20 protein-coding genes are annotated in these 22,001 nt (G+C 72.1%); 7 read left to right on the top strand and 13 right to left on the bottom strand.

Going from position 1 to position 22,001, the window contains the following annotated elements:
* Positions 1-231 precede the first annotated feature (231 nt).
* From OG440_RS28760 to OG440_RS28710, 11 genes are all read right to left on the bottom strand, one after another.
* Positions 232-1,782, bottom strand: coding sequence for a family 43 glycosylhydrolase (locus OG440_RS28760; RefSeq protein ID WP_406009676.1), 1,551 nt, complete (start codon positions 1,780-1,782; stop codon positions 232-234).
* Positions 1,779-2,669, bottom strand: coding sequence for a PmoA family protein (locus tag OG440_RS28755; RefSeq protein ID WP_406009675.1), 891 nt, complete (start codon positions 2,667-2,669; stop codon positions 1,779-1,781). Before OG440_RS28755 ends, OG440_RS28760 begins: the two co-directional genes overlap by 4 nt.
* The gene (locus OG440_RS28750; protein ID WP_406009674.1) at positions 2,669-3,847 is read right to left on the bottom strand and encodes a Gfo/Idh/MocA family protein; all 1,179 of its coding nucleotides are present in this window, start codon (positions 3,845-3,847) and stop codon (positions 2,669-2,671) included. Before OG440_RS28750 ends, OG440_RS28755 begins: the two co-directional genes overlap by 1 nt.
* Positions 3,844-5,133: a polysaccharide lyase family 1 protein gene (locus tag OG440_RS28745; protein WP_406009673.1), complete on the bottom strand. Its 1,290-nt coding sequence runs from the start codon at positions 5,131-5,133 to the stop codon at positions 3,844-3,846. Before OG440_RS28745 ends, OG440_RS28750 begins: the two co-directional genes overlap by 4 nt.
* Positions 5,130-6,029, bottom strand: a complete 900-nt coding sequence (locus OG440_RS28740; RefSeq protein ID WP_406009672.1) for a carbohydrate ABC transporter permease — start codon at positions 6,027-6,029, stop codon at positions 5,130-5,132. The genes OG440_RS28745 and OG440_RS28740 overlap by 4 nt, the downstream gene beginning before the upstream one ends.
* Positions 6,026-6,961 (bottom strand): carbohydrate ABC transporter permease, encoded by a 936-nt coding sequence (locus tag OG440_RS28735; protein WP_406009671.1) that lies wholly within the window; start codon positions 6,959-6,961, stop codon positions 6,026-6,028. Before OG440_RS28735 ends, OG440_RS28740 begins: the two co-directional genes overlap by 4 nt.
* Positions 6,962-7,094: 133 nt before the next feature.
* The gene (gene araD, locus OG440_RS28730) at positions 7,095-8,840 is read right to left on the bottom strand and encodes an L-arabinonate dehydratase (protein WP_406011485.1); all 1,746 of its coding nucleotides are present in this window, start codon (positions 8,838-8,840) and stop codon (positions 7,095-7,097) included.
* A complete protein-coding gene (locus OG440_RS28725; protein ID WP_406009670.1) occupies positions 8,837-9,748 on the bottom strand; it encodes a dihydrodipicolinate synthase family protein in 912 nt (303 codons plus the stop codon). Before OG440_RS28725 ends, araD begins: the two co-directional genes overlap by 4 nt.
* Positions 9,745-10,425 (bottom strand): GntR family transcriptional regulator, encoded by a 681-nt coding sequence (locus tag OG440_RS28720; protein ID WP_406009669.1) that lies wholly within the window; start codon positions 10,423-10,425, stop codon positions 9,745-9,747. The genes OG440_RS28725 and OG440_RS28720 overlap by 4 nt, the downstream gene beginning before the upstream one ends.
* Positions 10,426-10,601: 176 nt before the next feature.
* Positions 10,602-11,363 carry an MBL fold metallo-hydrolase gene (locus OG440_RS28715; protein ID WP_406009668.1) on the bottom strand — a complete coding sequence of 254 codons (762 nt, stop codon included), beginning with the start codon at positions 11,361-11,363 and terminating at the stop codon, positions 10,602-10,604.
* Positions 11,364-11,562: 199 nt separating this feature from the next.
* A complete protein-coding gene (locus OG440_RS28710) occupies positions 11,563-12,156 on the bottom strand; it encodes a TIGR03086 family metal-binding protein (protein WP_406009667.1) in 594 nt (197 codons plus the stop codon).
* 156 nt (positions 12,157-12,312) lie between these two features.
* Here OG440_RS28710 and OG440_RS28705 point away from each other — a divergent pair, with 156 nt between their 5' ends.
* A complete protein-coding gene (locus OG440_RS28705; RefSeq protein ID WP_406009666.1) occupies positions 12,313-13,554 on the top strand; it encodes an MFS transporter in 1,242 nt (413 codons plus the stop codon).
* Here the strand turns inward: OG440_RS28705 and OG440_RS28700 are convergent.
* Both OG440_RS28700 and OG440_RS28695 read right to left on the bottom strand, forming a co-directional pair.
* Positions 13,491-14,666, bottom strand: a complete 1,176-nt coding sequence (locus OG440_RS28700) for a hypothetical protein (protein WP_406009665.1) — start codon at positions 14,664-14,666, stop codon at positions 13,491-13,493. The two genes, OG440_RS28705 and OG440_RS28700, sit on opposite strands and share 64 nt — an antisense overlap.
* Positions 14,667-15,608, bottom strand: a complete 942-nt coding sequence (locus OG440_RS28695) for a 5-dehydro-4-deoxyglucarate dehydratase (RefSeq protein ID WP_406009664.1) — start codon at positions 15,606-15,608, stop codon at positions 14,667-14,669.
* Between the two features lie 242 nt (positions 15,609-15,850).
* Between OG440_RS28695 and OG440_RS28690 the strand changes: the two genes are divergently transcribed.
* The 6 genes from OG440_RS28690 to OG440_RS28665 all read left to right on the top strand — a co-directional run bounded on the left by OG440_RS28690 (position 15,851) and on the right by OG440_RS28665 (position 21,900).
* The gene (locus OG440_RS28690) at positions 15,851-16,675 is read left to right on the top strand and encodes an NAD-dependent epimerase/dehydratase family protein (RefSeq protein ID WP_406009663.1); all 825 of its coding nucleotides are present in this window, start codon (positions 15,851-15,853) and stop codon (positions 16,673-16,675) included.
* A 263-nt stretch (positions 16,676-16,938) separates the two neighbouring features.
* Positions 16,939-17,709 carry a DeoR/GlpR family DNA-binding transcription regulator gene (locus OG440_RS28685; RefSeq protein ID WP_406009662.1) on the top strand — a complete coding sequence of 257 codons (771 nt, stop codon included), beginning with the start codon at positions 16,939-16,941 and terminating at the stop codon, positions 17,707-17,709.
* Positions 17,710-17,787: 78 nt separating this feature from the next.
* Positions 17,788-19,158: an ABC transporter substrate-binding protein gene (locus OG440_RS28680; protein WP_406009661.1), complete on the top strand. Its 1,371-nt coding sequence runs from the start codon at positions 17,788-17,790 to the stop codon at positions 19,156-19,158.
* Positions 19,155-20,093 carry a carbohydrate ABC transporter permease gene (locus OG440_RS28675; protein ID WP_406009660.1) on the top strand — a complete coding sequence of 313 codons (939 nt, stop codon included), beginning with the start codon at positions 19,155-19,157 and terminating at the stop codon, positions 20,091-20,093. The genes OG440_RS28680 and OG440_RS28675 overlap by 4 nt, the downstream gene beginning before the upstream one ends.
* A complete protein-coding gene (locus OG440_RS28670; protein WP_406009659.1) occupies positions 20,090-20,914 on the top strand; it encodes a carbohydrate ABC transporter permease in 825 nt (274 codons plus the stop codon). Before OG440_RS28675 ends, OG440_RS28670 begins: the two co-directional genes overlap by 4 nt.
* The gene (locus OG440_RS28665; protein ID WP_406009658.1) at positions 20,911-21,900 is read left to right on the top strand and encodes a zinc-dependent alcohol dehydrogenase family protein; all 990 of its coding nucleotides are present in this window, start codon (positions 20,911-20,913) and stop codon (positions 21,898-21,900) included. The genes OG440_RS28670 and OG440_RS28665 overlap by 4 nt, the downstream gene beginning before the upstream one ends.
* The last annotated feature ends 101 nt before the right edge of the window (positions 21,901-22,001 follow it).

Raw genomic sequence — 22,001 nt, 5'->3', positions numbered from 1 at the left:
GTGGGGGTCGGTGGGTGCGGTTGCCGCGGACGTGCGGCTCTCCGCCGCCCGCGGGGCCGCCGCCGGGCACGGCGTCAGCCGGTGCCCGGAAGGACGGGTGGGGGCGCGGGCCGGACGGCGTGACCGGGTCGCCGATCCGCGGTCTTCGCGCGGTCTCGGCAAGCGCTTGCTGGGGAAGTGCGTCATTGCGGCTCCCGACAGGCGTACAGAAGTGATGAGTCCGGTGATGCGTCAGAGCGGGCGGAGCGGGCTGATCCGGAACGCGCCGAAGGTGGCCGCTCCCGCGTGCCCGGTTCCGGCGGGCGCGAGGGCGAAGAGGCCGAGCAGGGCACCGACCCAGCGCCAGGGGGTGGCGGTGAACACGGGACCCGAGTGGCGCAGGCCGTCGCCGATGTCGTACGCGAAACGGCAGCGAGCGCCGGCGCCGATCTCGATCCGCAGGCGGGCACTCCCCCGGGGGGCGAGCCTCGGGTGGGCCGCGTCCCGCTCCCTCCCCCACTGCCCGGAAGGCGTGGGAGGTGCGCCCGTGCCGACTGGTTCGGCGAATCGGTGCACGAGGTGCACCGCCCCGTCGCCGCCCCGCTGAAGCCCGATCCAGCCGTAGGCGTCCCCGAGGACCGTGAGTCCGGCGCGGGCTCCCGGCTCCTCACTGTGCAGTTCCAGCTCCACCTCCACGGCGGACGGAAGACCAGGGAGCCGTTGCGTGAGGATGCTCGGCAGGGTGCGCAGATCATGCGCGTCGGACGTCCGCACGCAAGTCAGGCGCAGTCCGTCGGCGGAGTGCTGGGTGGCGAGGCCGTCCTGCGGGTTGGCCGTCCACGACCACTGGCGGCCGAAGCGCCCGCCAGGGAAGTCGTCGTCGGTGGCGGGCGCCGCCGGCGGTCCCGCGGGCAGGCCGGGCCGCCGGTGCTCGGGCACGGGGGCGCCCTCGTCGCCGATCACCGGCCAGCCGTCCGTGCCCCAGCGCATCGGCTGGAGATGGACCACACGGCCGTACGCGCCGCGCTGCTGGAAGTGCAGGAACCAGTCCTCGCCGGACCCGGTGCGCACCCAGCCGCCCTGGTGGGGACCGTTGACCTCGGTGTCCCCCTGCTCCAGGACGATCCGCTCCTCGTAGGGGCCGAAGAAGTCCCGGGACCGGAAGGCGCCCTGCCAGCCGGTCTCCACTCCCCCGGCGGGCGCGAGGATCCAGAACCAGCCGTCGTGCCGGTAGAGCTTCGGCCCTTCGAGGGTGAACCAGCCGGGGATGCGGTCCCCGTCGACGATCACCTTGCCCTCGTCGAGGACGGCCGTCCCCTCCGGGTGCATCCGGTGACCGGTGAGCCGGTTCTTGATGCCCGCGCGGGACCTGGCCCAGGCGTGCACCAGATACGCCTCGCCCGTCTCCTCGTCCCAGAGGGGACAGGGGTCGATGAGCCCCTTGCCCTCCTTCACCAGGTGTGGGCGGGTCCAAGGGCCCCTGATCTGCGGGGCGTTGACCTGGAAGATGCCCTGGTCGGGGTCGCCCCAGAAGATCCAGAAGCGGTCGTCGTGATGCCGCAGGGACGGCGCCCAGACCCCGCAGTCGTGCCGCGGGGAGCTGAACTCGGCCGCCGGTTCGAGACGTTCGAGGGCGTGGCCGATCAGCGTCCAGCCGACCAGGTCGCGCGAGTGCAGCAGGGGCAGGCCGGGGGCGCGGCCGAAACTGGAGGCGGTGAGGTAGAAGTCGTCGCCCACCCGCACCACGTCCGGGTCGGACCAGTCGGCGTTCAGGACCGGGTTGGTGTACGTCTCGTGCGTCACTGGCTGACCGCCTTCCGGACCAGTGCCGCCGCCTCGTCCCGGTCCGGGCGGCCGTCGGCGACGACGGTGACGATCCGGCGTACGACCGTCTCGCCGGGCGGTACCGGCAGCCTCGCCTCGGAGGCCAGCGAGGAACCGACGCCCGGGTACTCGGCGGTGCGGACGAACCAGGGGTCGCGGCGGGTCGTGCCGGTGGCGCCGGCGAAGACTAGGGTCCAGTCGCCCCCGCCCTCGGCTCCGCCCGAGGGGGAGGACCCCCGTCCGGTCAGCGCGAGCCAGTCGGCGCGAGTGCCGTGGACGGACGCCACGCCCTCCGCGCCGGCGGTGAAGACCTCGGGAGCCGCGTCCTCCTTCCGGGCCCGCCAGAAGAAGCCGCCGTAGGCCGCGCCGGGGCGCCCGTTGGTCGCCGGGCTGCCGATGGACAGCGGACCCGAGGTGATGTTGGTCAGGGAGAAGGTGAAGTCCAGCGCCCAGGCGGTGTCGGTGAGTTCGGTGGCCGCGACCGTACGGCGCTCGCGCAGCAGCTCCGTTCCCGCGGCGACCCAGCGCAGTTCCTCCACGAATCCGTCCGGGTCGCGGAGCTGGAAGGAGCCGTGCCGCTGGATGCCGTGGTTGTCGAGCTCGGTCGGGCCCTGGTCCCGGACGTAGGTGCGTCCGCCCCAGAAGTTGAACCCCTCGACGTCGGGTACGGCTACACCGACGCCGAGGTGGTGTGCGTGGTCGGCCGGGCTCAGTTCGGTGACCGCCGTGCCGGCCAGGGTGGTGACGGGGTGCAGACAGGGGCGCGGCGAGAGCCGGGCGGGAAGCTCGGGCCGGGTCACGTAGCGGGCGACCGGACGGCCGGCGACACGCAGGACGACCGGTGCGCCGGGTGCGGTTGCGGTCATCAGGGGCTCACCTCTTTCGGGTGCGCGGTCGTGAACGCCCAGGGGGCGCCCAGTTCGGAGTAGAGGGCCAGGGTGTCGGCGGCGGCCGCCACGAGACCGTCGATGCCGGGGACGACCCGCCGCTCCTCGCCGGGCAGCAGGCGCCAGGCGTCGTCGGGCACCTGCACCGGGTCGGGGGCGACCCGGATCGCCTCGACGACCCGCATGAACGACTCGGTCACGGCGGGCGGGACCAGCAGCTCCGTCCCGTCGGTGAGGTGCTCGACGAGGTTCTCCAGCAGGTCGGTGCGGCCGTACTCGAACTCCTCGGGGCCGTGGCCGGCCCGCTGGAGCAGGACCCGGTCCTGCTTGTACCAGTAGGTGATCCGGCCGCGGCTGCCGTGCACGATGACGTACGGGTCGTCGGGGTCCTCGGCGCACAGCGTGGCGGCGACGACGATCTCGCGGCCGCCGGCCGTGGTGACGCGGACGCAGGAGGTGTCGTCGGACTCGATGGCGTTGGCGTGCGCCAGTTCGGTCTCGATGCCGGTGACATCGGTGGCGCGGGTCGCGCCGGCCAGCGCGAGGGCGGTGGCGACGGCGTGCGCGAGCGGGTTGGTGAGCGCCCCGTCGATCACCTCGACGCCGTTCATCCGCCGCCTGCCCGCCCAGGGAGCCCGCCGGTAGTACGCCTCGGGCCGCGCCCAGGCCCCGGCGCCGCCCACCCCGGCGACCTCGCCGACCGCTCCGTCCTCGATCAGCGCGCGGATCGCGGGCACGGCGTGCGAGCCCAGCGACTGGAAGCCGATCTGGCAGACCACGCCCGCCTCGGCGACCCCGTCCGCCATCCGGCGGAACTCGGCGTAGGAGGGGGCGGGCGGCTTCTCCAGCAGCAGGTGCACACCCTTGCGCGCCGCGATCAGGGCGAGGTCGGTGTGGGTGGGGATCGGGGTGCAGACGACGGCGATCCGGGCGCCGGTCGTGTCCAGCAGCGCGGCGAAGTCGGCGGACTGCTCGGGCGCGCCGAGGCCCTCGGGGAGCTCCGCCGGGGTCAGCGGGGTCAGCTCGCAGACACCCGCCAGGCGGACGATGCCCTTGTCCTGGAGCCGGCGGATGTTGTCCAGGTGCCAGCGGCCGTGGCCGCGCGCGCCCGCGAGGACGATCGGGACCGGGCCGCTCATCGGTTCGGCGGTGCTCATGGGATCCTCCCTGCGCCCGCGCCGCGTGCCACCTCGCGGTCGGCCACCGCGGCGCTGTCGATCTTTCCGTGCAGGGTAGGCGCCCAGCCGACGTCCGCCGTGAGGTCGCGCTCGCTGCCGCTGTTGTAGGCGTTGTAGATGGCGAGAAGGTCCACGGGCCAGTCGTTGAAGAGGGTGCCGCTCTGGTGCAGGGCGGTGCCGTTCCAGCTCTTGACCAGGTCGGCGACCTCGACGTGTGCGGGGGTGTGGAAGGCGTTGTTCTCGGCGTGGACGGCCGACTCGGTCGACACGCCCAGCGAGTAGCGGTACTCGGCGCCCTCGGGGACGACATACCGGTTGTCGTAGACGTGCACCTGCCCGAAGCGGACGCGCGGCGCGCGCTGGACGACGGACTCGAACTGGTTGTGGTGCAGGGTCACCCGGAGCTTCCCGCGGTCGCCGGTGGCCGTGTCGCCGCTGCCGATGAGCATCGCCTTGTCGTGGCCCACGAACCGGCTCCAGGAGACGGTGACCAGGTCGGAGCCGTTGGTGATGTCCAGCAGGCCGTCGTGGCGCAGGTAGTTGCGGGCGAAGTAGGTGGGCTCGGCGGAGTCGGGCCGGCCCTGGTCGGAGGCGGTGACGTGGTCGACCCAGACGTGGGTCGCGCCGGTCAGCCAGATGTTGTCGTACGCCGTCTTCCAGTCGCCGAGACCCCCGGTGTTGGGCTGCCAGACGGGGAAGCAGTCGTAGGCGTCGCGCAGGTCGAGGTTGCGCAGGATGACGTTGTCCGCATTCCTCACCTGGAGACTCGCGCCCTTGAGGACGGCCGAGTCACCGAGGCCGACGAGGGTGGTGTTCGAGCCGACGGTCAGCACGATCCGCTCGGCCTGCGCGGCCGCCGACGCCTGGCGGGCCTCCTCCTGGGGGCCGCTCGGCTTGGCGGAGCCCCAGGTGCGCGGGTCGTAGGCGGCGAGGTACTTCTTCGTCCGGTAGCCGTCGGTGGCGTAGTCGGCGCAGTCCAGTCGGTGGCCTTCGTCGTCGGTGCCGGCGTCGATCGTCCCGGCGATTTTGATGATCTTCGGGGTGTCGCTGCCGCCGTCCAGGGCGCGGACGAGTCCGGCGCGGTCGGTGACCGTGTACACGTGCGCGTCGTCGGCCGCCGCGCCTCCGGTGGTGCCGGTGCCGTACGCGGCCCAGCCGTCGTCGGTGGCGAGGGTGTCGCGGGAGATGTCCCGGGCCTCGGCCCGCGCGGGCACGCAGAGCAGTCCCAGCGCGGCTGTCAGCGCGGCGATCCCACGCGCCCTCATCCCTTCACCGCCCCTGCGCTGAAGCCGGTGATCAGCCACTTCTGGATGAAGGCGAAGACGAGCACCACGGGGACGGCGGCGATGATGCCGCCCGCGGCCAGCGCGCCCAGGTCGACGCTGTCCGCGCTCATCAGGGTGTTGAGGCCGACGGGGATCGTCTGCTTGGTCTGGTCGGACAGGAACATCAGGGCGAACAGGAAGTGGTTCCAGGCGTGCACGAAGGCGAAGGAGCCGACGGCGATCAGTCCGGGCCGCAGCAGCGGAAGGACGACGATCCGGAAGGCGGTGAGCCGGTTGCACCCGTCGACCCAGGCGGCCTCCTCCAGGGAGTACGGCACGTTCCGGATGAAACCGCTGATCAGGATCATCGACAGGGGCAGCTGGAAGACCGTCTCGGCGATGATGACACTGCCCAGCGAGTTGATCATCTTGAGTTCGGCGAAGATCTGGAAGAGCGGTACGAGGAGCAGCGCGCCCGGCACGAACTGGGTGCACAGCAGGGCGAGCATGAAGCCGCGCTTGATCTTGAAGTCGAAGCGGGCGAGGGCGTAGCCGCCGGCCAGGGCGACACCGGTGGTGAGGAGCAGGGTCGCCACGCCCGTGATCACGCTGTTCTGGAAGTAGACGGCGAAGTCCCGCTCGTTCCAGACCTTCTCGAAGTGCTCGAAGGTCATCGGCCAGGGCACCAGCGAGGTCGAGCCGGCCGGGCGCAGCGCGAAGAGGAGGATCCAGTAGAAGGGGACGAGGGTGAAGACCAGGTAGATCGACAGGGGGAGGTAGATCTGCCAGCGCGGGGCCTCGTCCCAGGCACGCCGGTGCCGGGACGGACGCCGGTCGGACGCCTCGCTCACGCGCACGGGGACGGGAGTGACCTCGGTGGCCTCCTTGGTGATCACTTGTCGCCCCCTCCGAACTTGCTGAGCCGCAGATAGACCATCGAGCAGAAGAGCAGGATCACGAACGCGACCGTGGTGAGGGCGGACGCGTAGCCGAAGTTGTGTGCGTCGACGCTGGTGTTGGCGATGTAGAGCGGGAGAGTCGTGGTCTCCCCCGCCGGGCCGCCGCCGGTGAGCGTGTAGAGCAGGTCGACGTTGTTGAACTCCCACACCGCGCGCAGCAGCGTGGACAGGACGATGGCGTCCTTCAGGTGGGGCAGGGTGATGTGCCAGAACTGCTTGATCCGGCTCGCGCCGTCGACCTCGGCGGCCTCGTACAGGTCCTTGGAGACGGACTGGAGGTCGGCGAGGATGAGGATCGCGAAGAAGGGGACACCGCGCCACAGGTCGGCGATGATCGCCGCCGGGAAGACGGTGGAGGTGTCCGACAGCCAGCTGGTGCCGTACTCGCCCACTCCCATGTCCGCGAGGTAACGGGTGATACCCGTCTGGGAGTTGTAGAGCAGCACCCAGATCGCGGAGGTCAGCACCCCGGAGACGGCCCACGGGGAGAAGACCAGCGCGCGGCCGAGCGAGCGCCCCACGAAGGTCTGGTTGACGATCAGCGCCAGTGCCAGACCGAACAGCAGCTGGAGTCCGACCTCGACGAAGACCCACTGGGCGCTGAAGGTCAGCGTGTCCCAGAACTGCGGGTCGTCGGTGAAGGCGTGGACGAAGTTGTCGAAGCCCGCGAAACCGTTGCGCCACGGTTTGGTGGGGTTGTAGTTCTGCAGGCTGTAGTAGAAGACGCTGATGACCGGGTAGGCGATGAAGCCCAGCATCAGCAGGGCCGCCGGCGCGATCAGCAGGTACGGCAGTCTGCGGGGCGTGGCGGAGGCACGGCGCCGCCGGGGTGGCGCGGGCGGTTTCGCCACGGCTGCGGCTTGGGCCATGACTGTTCTCCGTTCTCAGTACGTCTCTCGGTGCGTCGTGTGCTCGTGTGCTCAGTGCGTCGTGTGCTCGGTGCGTCGTGCGGGTTAAGCGCTTTCTCGCTGTACAGGGGTGGGCCCGGTCGTGCGGGGGCGGTCAGCCCGCGTACGGGTCCGCGACCTTGCCCGGGCGGGCCAGGAACTCGAAGTCGCAGCCGGTGTCGGCCTGGGTGATCTGCTCGTTGTAGAGCGCGCCGTAGCCGCGCTCGTAGCGGACGGGCGGCGGCGTCCACAGCGCCCGGCGCCGCTCCAGCTCCTCGTCGTCCACATCGAGCCGGAGGGAACGGGCCTCGACGTCGAGGGTGATCGAGTCCCCCGTGCGCACCAGGGCGAGCGGCCCGCCGACGTGCGACTCGGGCGCCACGTGCAGGACGCACGCGCCGTAACTCGTCCCGCTCATCCGGGCGTCGGAGATCCGCACCATGTCCCGCACCCCCTGCTTGAGCAGATGGTCGGGGATGGGCAGCATGCCGTACTCGGGCATGCCCGGCCCGCCCTTGGGACCGGAACCGCGCAGCACCAGGACGGTGTCGGCGGTGATCCCGAGCTCCGGGTCGTTGATGGTGCGCTGCATGGTCCGGTAGTCGTCGAAGACGACCGCGGGGCCGGTGTGCCGGAGCAGATGGGGCTCGGCGGAGATGTGCTTGATGACGGCGCCGTCCGGGCAGAGGTTGCCGCGCAGCACGGCGACCCCGCCCTCGCTCGCGACCGGATTGCTCCGGGGACGGATGACGTCCTCGTCGTGCACCTGGGCGCCGGCGAGCTGCTCACGCAGCGTGTCGTGGGAGATGGTCGGGCGGTCCAGGTGGAGCAGGTCCGGGATCCGGGAGAGGAAGCCGGGGAGTCCGCCCGCGAAGTGGAAGTCCTCCATGAGGTACCTCCGGCCGCCGGGCCGCACGTTGGCGAGCACGGGGACGGTCCGGGCGACGCGGTCGAAGTCGTCGAGGGTGAGCTTGACGCCGGCGCGGCCCGCCATGGCGATGAGGTGGATCACGGCGTTCGTCGAACCGCCGAGGCCGAGGACGGTCGTCACCGCGTCCTCGAACGCGTCCGCGGTGAGGATCTCGCTCAGTCTGCGGTCCCGGTGGACCAGTTCGACGATGCGCAGACCCGCGGCGGCCGCCATCCGGTCGTGCCCGGAGTCCACGGCCGGGATGCTCGACGCGCCCGGCACCGTCACTCCCAGCGCCTCCGCGGCGGCCGTCAGCGTGGATGCCGTGCCCATCGTCATGCAATGGCCCGGCGAGCGCGCCAGGCCGCTCTCCAGCTCGGCGAGTTCGCAGTCGCCGATGAGGCCGGCCCGCTTGTCGTCCCAGTACTTCCACATGTCGGTGCCCGAGCCGAGGACCTCGTTGCGCCAGTGTCCCGGCAGCATGGGTCCGGCCGGGACGAAGACCGTCGGCAGGTCGACGCTGGCCGCGCCCATGAGCAGCGCGGGTGTCGTCTTGTCGCAGCCGCCCATCAGCACGGCGCCGTCCACGGGATAGGAGCGCAGCAGCTCCTCGGTCTCCATCGCGAGCAGGTTGCGGTAGAGCATCGGGGTCGGCTTCTGGAAGGTCTCGCTGAGTGTGGAGACCGGGAACTCCAGCGGGAAGCCGCCCGCCTGCCACACGCCCCGCTTCACGGCCTGCGCGCGGTCGCGCAGGTGGACGTGGCAGGGGTTGATGTCCGACCAGGTGTTGAGGATCGCGACGACCGGCTTGCCGAGGTGCTCCTCGGGGAGGTAGCCGAGCTGGCGGGTGCGGGCACGATGGCTGAAGGAGCGCAGGCCCTCGGCGCCGTACCACTGGTGGCTTCTGAGGTCCTCGGGGCGTTTGCGGGCTTGATCGTCGAAGCGCTTCATATGGACCATCCGGCGGCTATGGCGGCGACCTCGGCGCGCTCGGCCTCGGGCAGCGTCCGGCTCGGCGGGCGGACCTCGCGGCGGCACAGACCAAGGGAGGCAAGCGCCTCCTTGACGACGGTGACGTTGTTGGCGGAGCCGTTGGCGGCCCGGAGCTCCTCGAAGCGTCTGATCTGTTCCCACACCTTCATCGCGGCCGGGTAGTCCCCGGATCGAAGCGCTTCGATCATGTTCAGCGAGACGGCCGGGGCGACGTTCACCAGCCCGGAGGTGAAGCCGGTGGCGCCCGCGGAGAAGTAGGAGGGGGCGTACGGCTCGGCGAGACCGGCCACCCAGACGAAGCGTTCCAGGCCCGCGTCCCGCGCGAACGCGGCGAAGCGCGAGGCGTCCGGGACGGCGTACTTGACGCCGATGACGTTCGGGCAGGCGTCGGCGAGTTCGGCGAGTCGTTCGCCGCGCAGCTGCGCGTTGCGGATGTACGGGACGACGCCCAGCTCGGGTACCGCCGCCGCGATCTCCCGGTGGTAGTCGACCCAGCCGCTCTGCGACACGTACGGGTGGACGGGCTGGTGGACCATCACCATCTGCGCGCCCAGCTCGCGGGCGTGCCGGGCGGAGGCGACGGCGGTCGGGATGTCGTGGCCGACGCCGACCAGGATCGCCGCCCGGTCGCCGGCCACCTCGACGGTCGACTCCGTGACCAGACGGCGCTCTTCGGGGGTCAGGGTGTAGAACTCGCCGGTGTTGCCGTTCGGGGTGAGGGTGGTGATCCCGCCGTCGAGCAGCCGGCGCACCAGGGCCCGGTGGGTTTCGCCGTCGACGGAGCCGTCCTCGGCGAACGGGGTCACCGGGATGGCCACCACGTCGGCCAGGGCCGCCCGCTGGGTCTCGAACGCCACGCTGCTCATTCCTGACCTTTCTCTGCCCGGGGCCCCTCATGGGCCTCCTGGGCGGTCTCGGGGAAAGCCCGGTGCACGAAGGACGCGATGTGGGCGTGCAGGGCACGGGCCGCTCCGTCGCCGTCGCCGTCCAGGGCGAGCCGCAGGATCTCGCGGTGCTCGCCCGCCTCCCGTTCCCAGGAGGGCGAGGCGGCCCAGGCGACGGCGGAGACCAGGGCGGCCTGGTCGCGCACCTCGTCGAGCATCCGGCCGAGCAGCGGGTTGCCGCACGGCAGGTACAGGGCGCGGTGGAACTCACGGTTGGCCAGCGACCGTTCGGCGGTGTCGGTCGCCTGGTCGGCCCTGGTCAGCGCCTCGCGGGCGGCGTCCAGGGAGGCGCCCCGCCGCACGGCCCGCCGGAGCGCCTCGGGTTCGAGGAGCAGGCGTACGTCGTAGACCTCGCGCGCCATGTCCGCGTCCACCATGCGCACCGTGACGCCCTTGTACTGGCTCATGACGACCAGTCCGGTGCCGGCCAGGGTCTTGAGCGCCTCGCGCACCGGGGTCTTGGACACCCCGAACTGTGCGGCGAGTTCGGTCTCGACCAGAGCCTGACCGGGCGTCAGCCGTCCGGTGAGGATGCGGCGTTTGATCTCCTCCAGCACGTACTGCGTGCGGGACGGGATCGGCGTGGGCACAGAGGTCATGCGCGCCTCTCGGATGTCGCGTATCTGATCTGAGATCTCGCGTATCGCGTCTCATATATGACGTACGAAGTACGACGCGTTGAAGGTAGAAGTGGCCCTGTGTTTCGTCAATGCTTCTGACAAAGGAAGTTCGCGTTGCCGAGGTGGGGCTGCCGGGACGGGAGCGCCCGAAGGGGTCAGAACGGGAGGGTCTCGCCCTCGCGGGCGGTCCGGGCGGGGCCCCCGAAGGCGGCGGCGGCGCGGGCGGTCGCGTCCTTCCGGGTCAGCGTGGGCCCGACGTGGGTGATGTACAGCTCGCGCACCCCTGCCCTGCGGGCGGCGTCGCCGGCGTCCTCCGGGGTGAGATGCACCCGCGGCCCCTGTTCGCCTTCGCGATGACTGTCGATGTCCGCCTCGCACAGGAACAGATCGGCGCCGGAGGCGAGTTCGGTGAGGGCGTCACACGGTCCGGTGTCCCCCGAGTACGCGAGGACGCTGCCCTGGCACTCGGCGCGCAGCGCGTACGCCTCGGTGTCGTGCGCCACCGCGCGTGAGGTGAGGCGCAGGTTCCAGTGCCGTACGGTGTGCCCGTCGAACAGGGCCCTGAAGTCGAGGAATTCGCTCAGGAACCGTACGTCGGGGCGGCCGAGGAAGCCGGCGATCCGGCGGGCGCAGTCGAGCGGCGCGTACACCGGGATCGGGGCGGGCGGGGCCATCCCGCCGTAGGCGAACGCGTAGGCGGCGGCGAGCAGGTCGGCGCTGTGGTCGGCGTGCAGGTGGGAGATCCAGATCGCCGTGAGCCGGTCGGGATCCGTGTGCCGCTGCAACTCCGCGAACGTGCCGGGGCCCGCGTCCACCCACACCTCCGCCCCCGCGCCGCGCAGGAGATAGCCGGAGCAGGGGCGGCCCGGCCCCGGGTGGGGAGAGGCGGTACCGAGGACGGTGAGGCTCAGGGGCATGGTGGGGAGCGTACGTTTCGGGCCCGCAGGACGCGCCGTGTTTCCCCTGCCTCCCCGGCGCCGCCTGTGTCCCCGGTGGCCCCTGCGATCCCTGTGTCGCCGGCGACCCCTGCCTACCCTGTGTCCCCCGCTTACCCGGTGGCCCCGGGAGTCACACAGGGTCCGCCCGGTGTCCGGCGGTGCGGTCCCGGAGCGCCGGTCAGCGCTTCCAACCCGGGTCGCGGCCACTCAGTCCGACCGCGCGGTCGAGCAGGGGGGCGTCCGCCGGCACGAACACGACGGGGCCGAAGATGCCGTCCCCGCGGTCGGACTCCTCGGCGGCCGCCCGCAGGAAGTCGTGCGAGGCGCGCAGCGCGGCGGGGTCGGGCGTGTACTCCTGCCCGGTGGCGCGGGCCAGGTCCCAGCCGTGGATGACCAGCTCGTCGGCGACGACGGCGCCCGCGACCGCGCCGGGCAGGTCGATGCCGCCCGCGCGGGTCATGCCGGTCCAGGCGGCCGGGTCTCGCCAGGCGTCGGCGAGTTCATCGAGCACCTTGGGCAGCTCGGCGCGCCAGCCGGGGCCGATCTCCGGCCGAGCGGCGTCCGGAGCGGTGTCGGTGGTGGCCCCCAGGTCCTTGCGGGCGGCGTCCCGGAAGGCGACGGCGAGGCCGGTGAGATGCCCGAGCATGTTGCGGACGGCGCAGCCCGGGCAGGGCGTCCCGTCCGCGAGCTGCTCGTCGCGGACGCCCTCCGCGAGGCGCGCCACGATCAGGGTCTGCGGGCCGAGGTCGAATGTGCTCGTCGTGTCGGTCATACGAGGGAAGACCGGCGGCGGCTCGCGAACTCATCGGTGCCGGGCGCGGCAGCGGGCAGGGCTTACGGGTTCCGTCGGTCTCCCGCCGGCCCGACGGGTGCCGTAGGGCAACTGCCCGATGCCGAGGCGACCGCCTCAGACCCACGATGACCGGGTATGACGAAGAACTGGTCCGTGGCACGCGTCCTGCGGGACCGCGACGCGGCGCTCTATCTGGCCGCCTCGGCGGTCTCCGGTTTCGGCACCTCGGCGCTGTGGCTGGCGTCCGGCGTGTGGGTCAAGGACCTCACCGGCTCGAACGGGCTCGCGGCGCTGTGCGCGCTGGCGCTGTGGGTCCCCGTCCTGTTCGGACCGGTGCTGGGCACCCTCGCCGACCGCGCCCACCGCAGGCCCCTGCTCCTCGCGTTCAACCTGGGTCCGGCGGTCCTGCTGCCCGTCGTCCTGGTGGTCGACTCACCCGACCGGTTGTGGCTGCTGTTCGCGGTGCTGGCGCTGTACGGCGCGGCCTCGGTGGTCGCCGACGCGGCGGAGTCCGCGCTCGTCGCCGCGGTCGTCGCCCCGGAACTGCTCGGCGACTTCAACGGATTGCGCATGATGACCACGGAGGGCATGAAACTGGTCGCCCCGCTCGCGGGCGCGGGCGTCTACGCGGCCTACGGCGGGCCGGCCGTGGCGCTGCTGGACGCGGCCTCCTTCGGCTGTGCGGCGGGGCTGTACGCGTGTGCGCGGGTCGGCGGTGAGCGGCGGCCTCGAAAGGGCACCGCCCGATGGCGTGCGCAGACCGCCGAGGGCGCCCGCTTCCTGTGGGGCCACCCCGAGCTGCGCCCGCTCGTCCTGGCGGGCGGTGCGACGATGCTGTGCTCGGGTCTCGGCGGCCCGCTGGTCTACGCCGTCGTCGAGGGCCTCGGTCACTCCCCCGCCTACGCGGGCACGCTCTACGCCCTCCAGGGTGTCGGTTCGATCGTGGTGGGGCTGCTCTCGGGGCCCGCGCTGCGCCGGCTGGGGGAACGCCGGTTCGCCGCGTACGGGATCGGCCTGTCGGCCGTCGCGGTCGCCGCGCAGGCCGCCGCCTCGGGCCCGGTGACCCTGGTGTGCGCCGCGGCGACCGGGGCGGGGTTGCCCTGTGTGCTGATCGCCTCGCTGACGGCCGTGCAGCGGGGGACGCCGGACGCGTTGCTCGGCCGGGTCACCGCGACGGCCGGCACGCTGTTGTACGCGCCGACCGCCGTCGGTCTCGCGGCGGGCGCGGTCCTGGTCGAACTCGTGCCGTACCGGCCGCTGCTGGTGGGGCTGGCCGTGGCCCGGCTGACGGTCCTGCCGCTGCTGCGGGGCGCTCAGCGGGCGGCCAGCGCCTCCCGTACGGCCGCCAGGTCCCCGTCCGACGCCAATCCCGCGTGATACAGCCGCAGTTCGGTCGCCCCGAGGTCACGTGCCCGCGCCAGGTCGGCGGTGAGCGTGCCGGGGCTGCCGCCCATGCCGGAGACGACGCCGAAGTTGGCGGCCACGACCGTGCCCTCGCGACGGTGCGCCGCGAAGGGCACGAGCAGTTCCGGCCCGCCCGCGCAGGGCACGACGACGCCGTCGGCGACGGAGAGGACGTGCTCGGGATCGACGCCCGGGTTGGCGCCGACGTGGTAGGTCACGGGGTCGGCGTGCAGCAGGACCTGGAAGCCGCCGGGCGCGGCGTCCCGTACCGCCCGTACGGCGGTCTCCTGGAGCGTACGGGCGGTCTCGTCGCGCCACGCGCGCGTGGCCGCCGCCGTCTCCTGCCCGAGCAGCTTCTCGATCTCCGTCCAGCCTCCCCCGCCGTCCGGCGCCCCCTGCCACAGCGGCTCCAGCGCCTCCCGTACGGCGACGGCGAGCACGTCGGCGTCCAGGCCCTGCTCTCCGTAGCCGGCCCGGCAGACGGGGCAGAAGCAGAGCGCCATCAGGTACTGGCCCGCGTCCCCGAGGCCGACGCCGCCGGTCTTGTCGTGGGCGTGCAGGTGCTGGAGCCCGTACCAGCCGAGGGACTCCAGTTCGGTGCCGGCCGCGCCGGGGCGTACGGCGGCCTCGGCGGCGAGGTCGACGAGGTACGCGCGCGTGGCGGGCTGGGCGATGCAGGGGGCCCACGGGTAGCGGTCGCCGTAGGCGTTGACGACCGAGGTGTCCGGATGTTCGGCGCCGAGGCGGGAGTTGTGCGCGAGGACCACCCAGGTGTGCACGTCGAGACCCGCCCCCGCGAGCGCTTCGGCGGCCTCGCCGTAGGCGTCGCCGGGGGCCCAGTCGCCGGCCGGGTACGGGCGCAGGGCGCGGCCCTTCCAGCGGTCGCCGGCCGGATCCGTCGGGTACAGGACGGCCGCGTGCTCGGCGGTGACGATGCGGTGCCGCGGGTGGCGGGGGGTGAGGGCGCGGGTGGAGTGGTAGGCGGCGGCGAGGGTCACCTGTTCCACGCCGAGCGCGGCGATCCGGGCCGGTGCCCCGGGGTCGCCGGTGACGTCCCAGGGATAGACGAATGTCGACGCCTTCACTTACCTGTCCTCCTCGATCAGCGCGTAGCCGCTCTCGATCACCTGGGCGAGCCGCTTGACATGATCCTCGCTCGGTTCGTGCAGCGGCGGGCGCACTTCGCCCACGTCGAGGCCGCGCAGCCGGACCCCGGCCTTGACGAGGGAGACGGCGTATCCGCGCCCCTGGGCGCGCAGTTCGACGAACGGCCGGTAGAAGCCGTCGAGGAGGCGGTGGACGGTGGTGTCGTCGCCGGTGGTGAGGGCCCGGTGGAAGGCGAGGGCGATCTCGGGGGCGAAGCAGAACACGGCCGAGGAGTAGAGGGTGACGCCGAGGGCCCGGTAGGCGAGCTGGGTCTGTTCGGCGGTCGGCAGGCCGTTGAAGTAGAGGAAGTCGCCGGTGACCTCGGTGCGGACGGCGCTGATGGTCCGCTGCATCAGGTCGAGGTCGCCGAGGCCGTCCTTGAGGCCGATGACGCCCTCGGTGCGGGCGAGTCCGACGACGGTCTCGGGGGTGAAGACGGCGTTGTCGCGCTGGTAGACGACGACCGGAAGCGCGGTCGCGGCCGCCACCTCCCGGTAGTGGCGCAGCAGGCCCTCCTGGGCGGCGACGACGAGGTAGGGCGGCAGGGCGAGCAGGCCGTCCGCCCCGGCCGACTCGGCCAGCCGCGCGTAGCGCACGGCGAGCGCGGTCCCGTAGCCGGCGCCCGCGACGACCGGCACCCGCCCGGCGGTCTCGGCCACGGCCGCCCGCACGCAGGCCTCGAACTCCTCCGGGGCGAGCGCGTGGAACTCCCCGGTCCCGCAGGCCGCGAAGACGGCGGCGGCGCCGGCCTCGACGCCGCGGCGTACGTGCGCGCGGTAGGTGTCGAGGTCGAGGGAGCCGTCGGGGCCGTAGGCGGTGACGGGGAAGAACAAGGGTCCGCTGGGGACGCGGAGGCGGTCGGCGAGCGGGGCTGACGTCACGGGCTCTCCCGGGTCCATAACGGGTCCATATTCTTGAGCAGCGTCCATATTCCTGAACAAGCTCACGCTAGGGTGCCCGATCGAGCCGGGTCAAGCGCGCCCACCCGCGAGACACCAGCAGTTTTGTCACTCCTGTAGGAGACTTGACGGGCGACGTCACCGCTCCTTAGCGTGTCCATGCATGTGAACTGCGGCCACACATGCGTCCGCCCCGCCCTTCAGTGATCCAAGGAGACCCGAGGATGCCCGCTCCGCGCACCGTCCTGCTCACCGGCGCCGCCGGCGGCCTCGGCACCCTGATGCGGGAGCTGCTGCCCGCCTACGGCTACGAGCTGCGCCTGCTCGACCTGCGTCCGATCGACGACGCGCCGGAGGCGATCGTCGCGGACCTGGCCGACAAGGACGCGGTCCGGGAGGCCGTGCGGGGCGTCGACGCGATCATCCACCTGGCCGGCATCTCGCTGGAAGCCCCCTTCGAGAAGATCCTCGGCGCGAACATCGCGGGCACCTACCACCTGTACGAGGCGGCCCGCGAGGAGGGCGTGCAGCGCGTCGTCTTCGCCTCCTCCAACCACGCGGTCGGCTTCACGCCCCGCCCCCGGGACGGCGCGTCGCCCGGCGAGGGCGAACTGATCCCGATCGACACCCCGCGCCGCCCGGACACCTTCTACGGCCTGTCCAAGTCCTTCGGCGAGGACCTCGCCCAGCTCTACTGGGACAAGCACGGCCTGGAGAGCGTGTCGGTACGCATCGGCTCCTGCTTCGCCGAGCCCACCAGCGTGCGCATGCTGTCCCTGTGGATGAGCCCGGCCGACGGCGCCCGCCTGCTGCACGCGGCCCTGACCGCCGAGAACGTCGGCCACACCGTCGTCTACGGCTCCTCCGCCAACACCCGGCTGTGGTGGGACCTCGGCACCGCGCGGGCGCTCGGCTACGAACCGCAGGACGACTCCGAGCAGTACGCCGAGAAGCTCATCGCCGAGCAGGGTGAACTCGACCCGGAGAACATCGCCCACGCCTACCTGGGCGGGCACTTCGTCAGCGACCCGCCGATCTGGCCGTACTGACCGCGGGGCGGACCTCACGGACGGCGGGCGGGCACCGAACGGGCCCGCCCGCCGCCGTATCCGGGCACCCGCCCTGCCCGATCCCACCCGCCGCCCGGCTGCCCCGCAGGTCCGAGCCGGGCGGGCCGCGCGGCAAACGGGCCCACCCGGGCAGTATCGGGCCCGCAACAGGCCTGGTCAGTGCCGCGCACCCGCTGTAGAACTTCCCCCATGGGTCCCACCGGGCCCGAACGGGCAGGACGGCGGGAGAGCGAGGTGACGACATGACCCCGAGAACGGCGGAGGAGCGCCAGCGCGAGATCGTGCGCGCCGCACGCGCCACCGGCGCGGTCGACGTCGCCACGCTCGCCGCCGAACTGGGCGTGGCCAGGGAAACCGTACGGCGGGATCTGCGCGCCCTGGAGGACCACGGCCTGGTGCGCCGCACACACGGCGGCGCCTATCCCGTGGAGAGCGCCGGGTTCGAGACGACGCTGGCCTTCCGCGCCACCAGCCATGTGCCCGAGAAGCGCCGGATCGCCGCCGCGGCGGCCGCTCTGCTCGGGGACGCCGAGACGGTCTTCGTCGACGAGGGCTTCACCCCGCAGCTCATCGCCGAGGCGCTGCCCAGGGACCGGCCGCTGACCGTGGTCACCGCGTCCCTGCCGGTCGCGGGCGCGCTCGCCGGGGCCGGGAACACGTCCGTACTGCTGCTCGGCGGCCGGGTCCGCTCCGGCACCCTGGCCACCGTCGACCACTGGACGACGAAGATGCTGGCCGGCTTCGTCGTCGACCTCGCCTACATCGGCGCCAACGGCATCTCCCGCGAACACGGTCTGACCACCCCGGACCCGGCGGTCGGCGAGGTCAAGGCGCAGGCCGTGCGGGCGGCCCGACGCGTGGCCTTCGTGGGCGTGCACACCAAGTTCGGAGCGGTCGGCTTCTGCCGGTTCGCCGAGGTGGGCGCGCTGGAGGCGATCGTGACGAGCACGCTGCTGCCGGCGGCCGAGGCCCATCGGTACGCACTGCTGGGGCCTCAGGTCATCCGGGTCTGAACCCCCGAACCACCCTCCCCCGAGGGCACCGCCATGCCTCGGGGTGCCCGATACATCCCCTATGCCCAGGAGCGATCCATGCGCACCCAGAGCCGACGGAGGCCGCGAGCCGCACTCGCCGCGGTCGCCGCAGGGACGCTGCTCGCCCCGTTGCTCTCCGGCTGCTGGGCCGGAGCCGGCGGGGCGGGTTCCGGCGGCGACTCCCTCAACGTCCTCATGGTCAACAACCCGCAGATGGCGGAGTTGCAGAAGCTCACCGCCGACCACTTCACCAAAGAGACCGGCATCAAGGTCAGCTTCACCCTGTTGCCGGAGAACGACGTCCGCGACAAGATCAGCCAGGACTTCGCCAACCAGGCGGGCCAGTACGACGTGGCGACCCTGTCGAACTACGAGATACCGATCTACGCCCGCAACGGCTGGCTGCACGCGATGGACTCCTACGTGGCGGCGGACCCCGCCTACGACGAGCGGGACGTCCTGAAACCGATGCGTGAGTCCCTCACCGGGGACGACGGCAAGCTCTACGGCCAGCCCTTCTACGGCGAGTCGTCCTTCCTGATGTACCGCAAGGACGTGTTCGCCGCGCGGGGCCTGACGATGCCCGCCCATCCCACCTGGCAGCAGGTGGCCGACCTCGCGGCGAAGACCGACGGGGCCGAGCCCGGCATGAAGGGCATCTGCCTGCGCGGACTGCCCGGCTGGGGCGAGGTGATGGCGCCCCTGACGACCGTCGTGAACACCTTCGGCGGCACCTGGTTCGACGAGGACTGGAAGGCGGGGCTCGACTCGCCCGCGTTCGAGAAGGCGACGAAGTTCTACGTCGACCTCGTCCGCGACCACGGCGAGTCCGGAGCCGCCCAGTCCGGCTTCGCCGAGTGCCTCAACAACATGACCCAGGGCAAGGTCGCCATGTGGTACGACGCCACCTCGGCGGCCGGTTCCCTGGAGGCGGCGAAGTCCCCGGTCAAGGGCAAGATGGGCTACGCCCCGGCCCCCGTGGAGAAGACCGGCGCCTCCGGCTGGCTCTACACCTGGGCCTGGGGCATCCAGAAGGCCTCCCGCAACGCCGACAAGGCCTGGAAGTTCGTCTCCTGGGCGTCCGGCAAGGAGTACGAGCGGCTCGTCGGCGAGGAGATCGGCTGGTCGAACGTGCCGGCCGGCAAGCGGGCGTCGACCTACGAGAACGCGGCCTACCGCGAGGAGGCGGCCGCCTTCCAGGACATGACGAAGCAGGCCATCGAGGCGGCGAGACCCAACGACCCGGGAGTGCAGCCGCGGCCCGCGCCCGGCATCCAGTTCGTCGGCATCCCCGAGTTCACCGACCTCGGCACCAAGGTCTCCCAGGAGATCAGCGCGGCCATCGCCGGACGCCAGTCCGTCGAGTCGGCCCTGAAGAAGTCCCAGCAGCTCGCCGAGCGGATCTCCGAGGAGTACGAGGGACGATGACCGCGACGACGACGGCCCCCGTGGCCGCACCCTCCGCACCCATCCCGCGCGGGCCGTCCCCCCGGCTGCGCGCCTGGGCGACCAGGGCCCCGCTGCTGCCCGCCCTGGTCTTCATGATCGTGGTCACCCAGCTCCCGTTCGTGGCCACGGTGGTGATCTCCTTCTTCGACTGGAACGCCCTCTACCCCAAGGCCCGCCGCTTCACCGGGTTCGACAACTACCACCAGGTCCTGACCGACGCCGACCTGCGCAACTCGGTGTGGACGACCGTCCTGCTGACGGCGACCGTGGTGCTGGTCAGCCTGGTGCTGGGACTGGCCCTGGCGCTGCTCCTGGACCGCCGGTTCCGGGGCCGGGGTGTGGTCCGCACGCTGCTGATCGCGCCCTTCCTGGTGGTGCCGGTGGCGGCCGCCCTGCTCTGGAAGCACGTCCTCTACAACCCCGAATACGGGCTGCTCAACGGCCTGTTGCACTACGTGGGCGGCCCCCAGCCGGACTGGATTTCCGACACCCCGCTGCTCGCCGTGGAGGCCTCCCTGGTCTGGCAGTGGACGCCGTTCATGATGCTGATCCTGCTGGCCGGCCTCCAGAGCCGGGACCAGCAACAGATCGAGGCGGCGCGGGTGGACGGCGCGGGCGACTGGCAGATCTTCCGCCACCTGACCCTCCCGCACCTGCGCCGCTACCTGGAGCTGGGCGCCCTGCTCGGCTCGATCTACATCGTCCAGAACTTCGACGCCGTCTTCACCCTCACCTCCGGCGGCCTGGGCACCGCCAACCTCCCCTACACCGTCTACCAGAGCTTCTACCAGGCGCATGAGAACGGCCTCGCCTCGGCCGCGGGCGTCCTGGTGGTCATCGGCTCGATCGTCATCGCGACCTTCGCCCTGCGGGTCGTCTCGTCCCTGTTCCGCGAGGAGGTGTCCCGCGCATGAACGTCGTACGCCGAGGCGGCCTCGGGCTGCTGGCCTGGGTGACCGGCATCGTCTTCTTCCTGCCCGTCGCCTGGATGGCCCTGACGTCCTTCCACTCCGAACAGGACGCGGCGACCAACCCCCCGTCCTTCGCCGCGTCCCTCACCCTCGACGGCTACCGCGAGTTCTTCGGCACCGGCGGCGGCGCGAGCCCCTGGCCGGCGCTGGTCAACTCGACGGTGGCGTCGGTCGCGTCGACGCTGTTCGTCCTGCTCCTGGCCCTCCCCGCGGCCTACGCGCTGTCGATCCGGCCGGTGCGCAAGTGGACCGACGTCCTGTTCTTCTTCCTGTCGACCAAGATGCTGCCCGTGGTGGCGGGTCTGCTGCCGATCTACCTGTTCGCCAAGAACACGGGAATGCTGGACAACATCTGGCTGCTCGTCATCCTCTACACCTCGATGAACCTGCCGATCGCGGTGTGGATGATGCAGTCCTTCCTGGCCGAGGTCCCGGTGGCGATCATCGAGGCCGCGCGGGTGGACGGGGCACGGCTGCCGACGATCCTCGCGCGCGTGGTCGCCCCGATCGCCCTGCCCGGCATCGCGGCCACGGCCCTGATCTGCTTCATCTTCAGCTGGAACGAACTGCTCTTCGCGCGGGTGCTCACCGGCGTGGTCGCGGAGACCGCCCCCGTGTTCCTGACCGGCTTCATCACCAGCCAGGGCCTGTTCCTGGCGAAAGTGTGCGCCGCGTCGCTCGTCATCTCCCTGCCGGTGCTCGCCGCGGGGTTCGCCGCCCAGGACAAACTGGTCCAGGGCCTGTCCTTGGGAGCCGTGAAATGAAGGCCGCCGTCATCGAGTCCGTGGGCCGCGCCGTCGTCACCGAGGTCCCCGACCCGACGCCAGGGCCGCGCGAGGTGGTCGTGGAGGTCGCCGCCTGCGGTCTGTGCGGCACCGATCTGCACATCCTCCAGGGCGAGTTCGCGCCCAAGCTGCCCATCGTGCCGGGTCACGAGTTCGCGGGAACGGTCGTGGGCGTCGGCACGCAGGTCACGGAGGTGTCGGCGGGCGACCGGGTGGCGGTGGACCCGTCCCTGTACTGCCACGAGTGCCGGTACTGCCGCACCGGCCATGCCAACCTCTGCGAACGCTGGGCCGCGATCGGCGTCACCACGGCGGGCGGCGCGGCACAGTACGCGGTGGCACCGGTGGCGAACTGCGTACGGCTGCCCGAGCACATCCGCACCCAGGACGCGGCCCTGATCGAGCCGCTGTCGTGCGCGGTACGCGGCTACGACGTGCTGCGGTCCCGGCTGGGCGCGCATGTGCTGATCTACGGCTCCGGGACGATGGGGCTGATGATGCTGGAGCTGGCGAAGCGCACGGGCGCGGCGAGCGTGGACGTGGTGGACCTGAATCCGGCCCGGCTGGAGACGGCCCGCCGGCTGGGCGTCTCCGGGGCGGCGGCGAACGCGGACGAGCTGGAACGGCCGCGCGGCTGGGACCTGGTCGTGGACGCGACGGGCAACGCGGCGGCGATCCAGGACGGCCTGGAGCGCGTGGCGAAGGCGGGGACCTTCCTCCAGTTCGGCGTCGCCGACTACGCGGCCCGGGTCACCGTCGACCCGTACCGGATCTACAACCAGGAGATCACCATCACCGGCTCGATGGCCGTGCTGCACAGCTTCGAGCGGGCCGCCGAACTCTTCGCGAACGGGGTCCTGGACCCGGAGGTCTTCATCAGCGACCGGATGCCGCTGGACGAGTACCCGAGGGCCCTGGAGCAGTTCGCGGCGGGGGTCGGCCGCAAGATCGTGGTGGTTCCGTAGGCCCCCGCGGCCGCCGTTTCCCCACCCGTTCCCCTACCCGGATCCGTTCGGGTCCAGGTAAGGGAACGGCAAAGTGGTCTCGCTCGTTCACCCGACATGAC

The sequence above is a fragment of the Streptomyces sp. NBC_00637 genome (assembly GCF_045161545.1).
GTDB lineage: Bacteria > Actinomycetota > Actinomycetes > Streptomycetales > Streptomycetaceae > Streptomyces.
The sequence above is the reverse complement of the archived record's forward strand: the minus strand, read 5'-3'. Positions and strand labels throughout refer to the sequence as shown.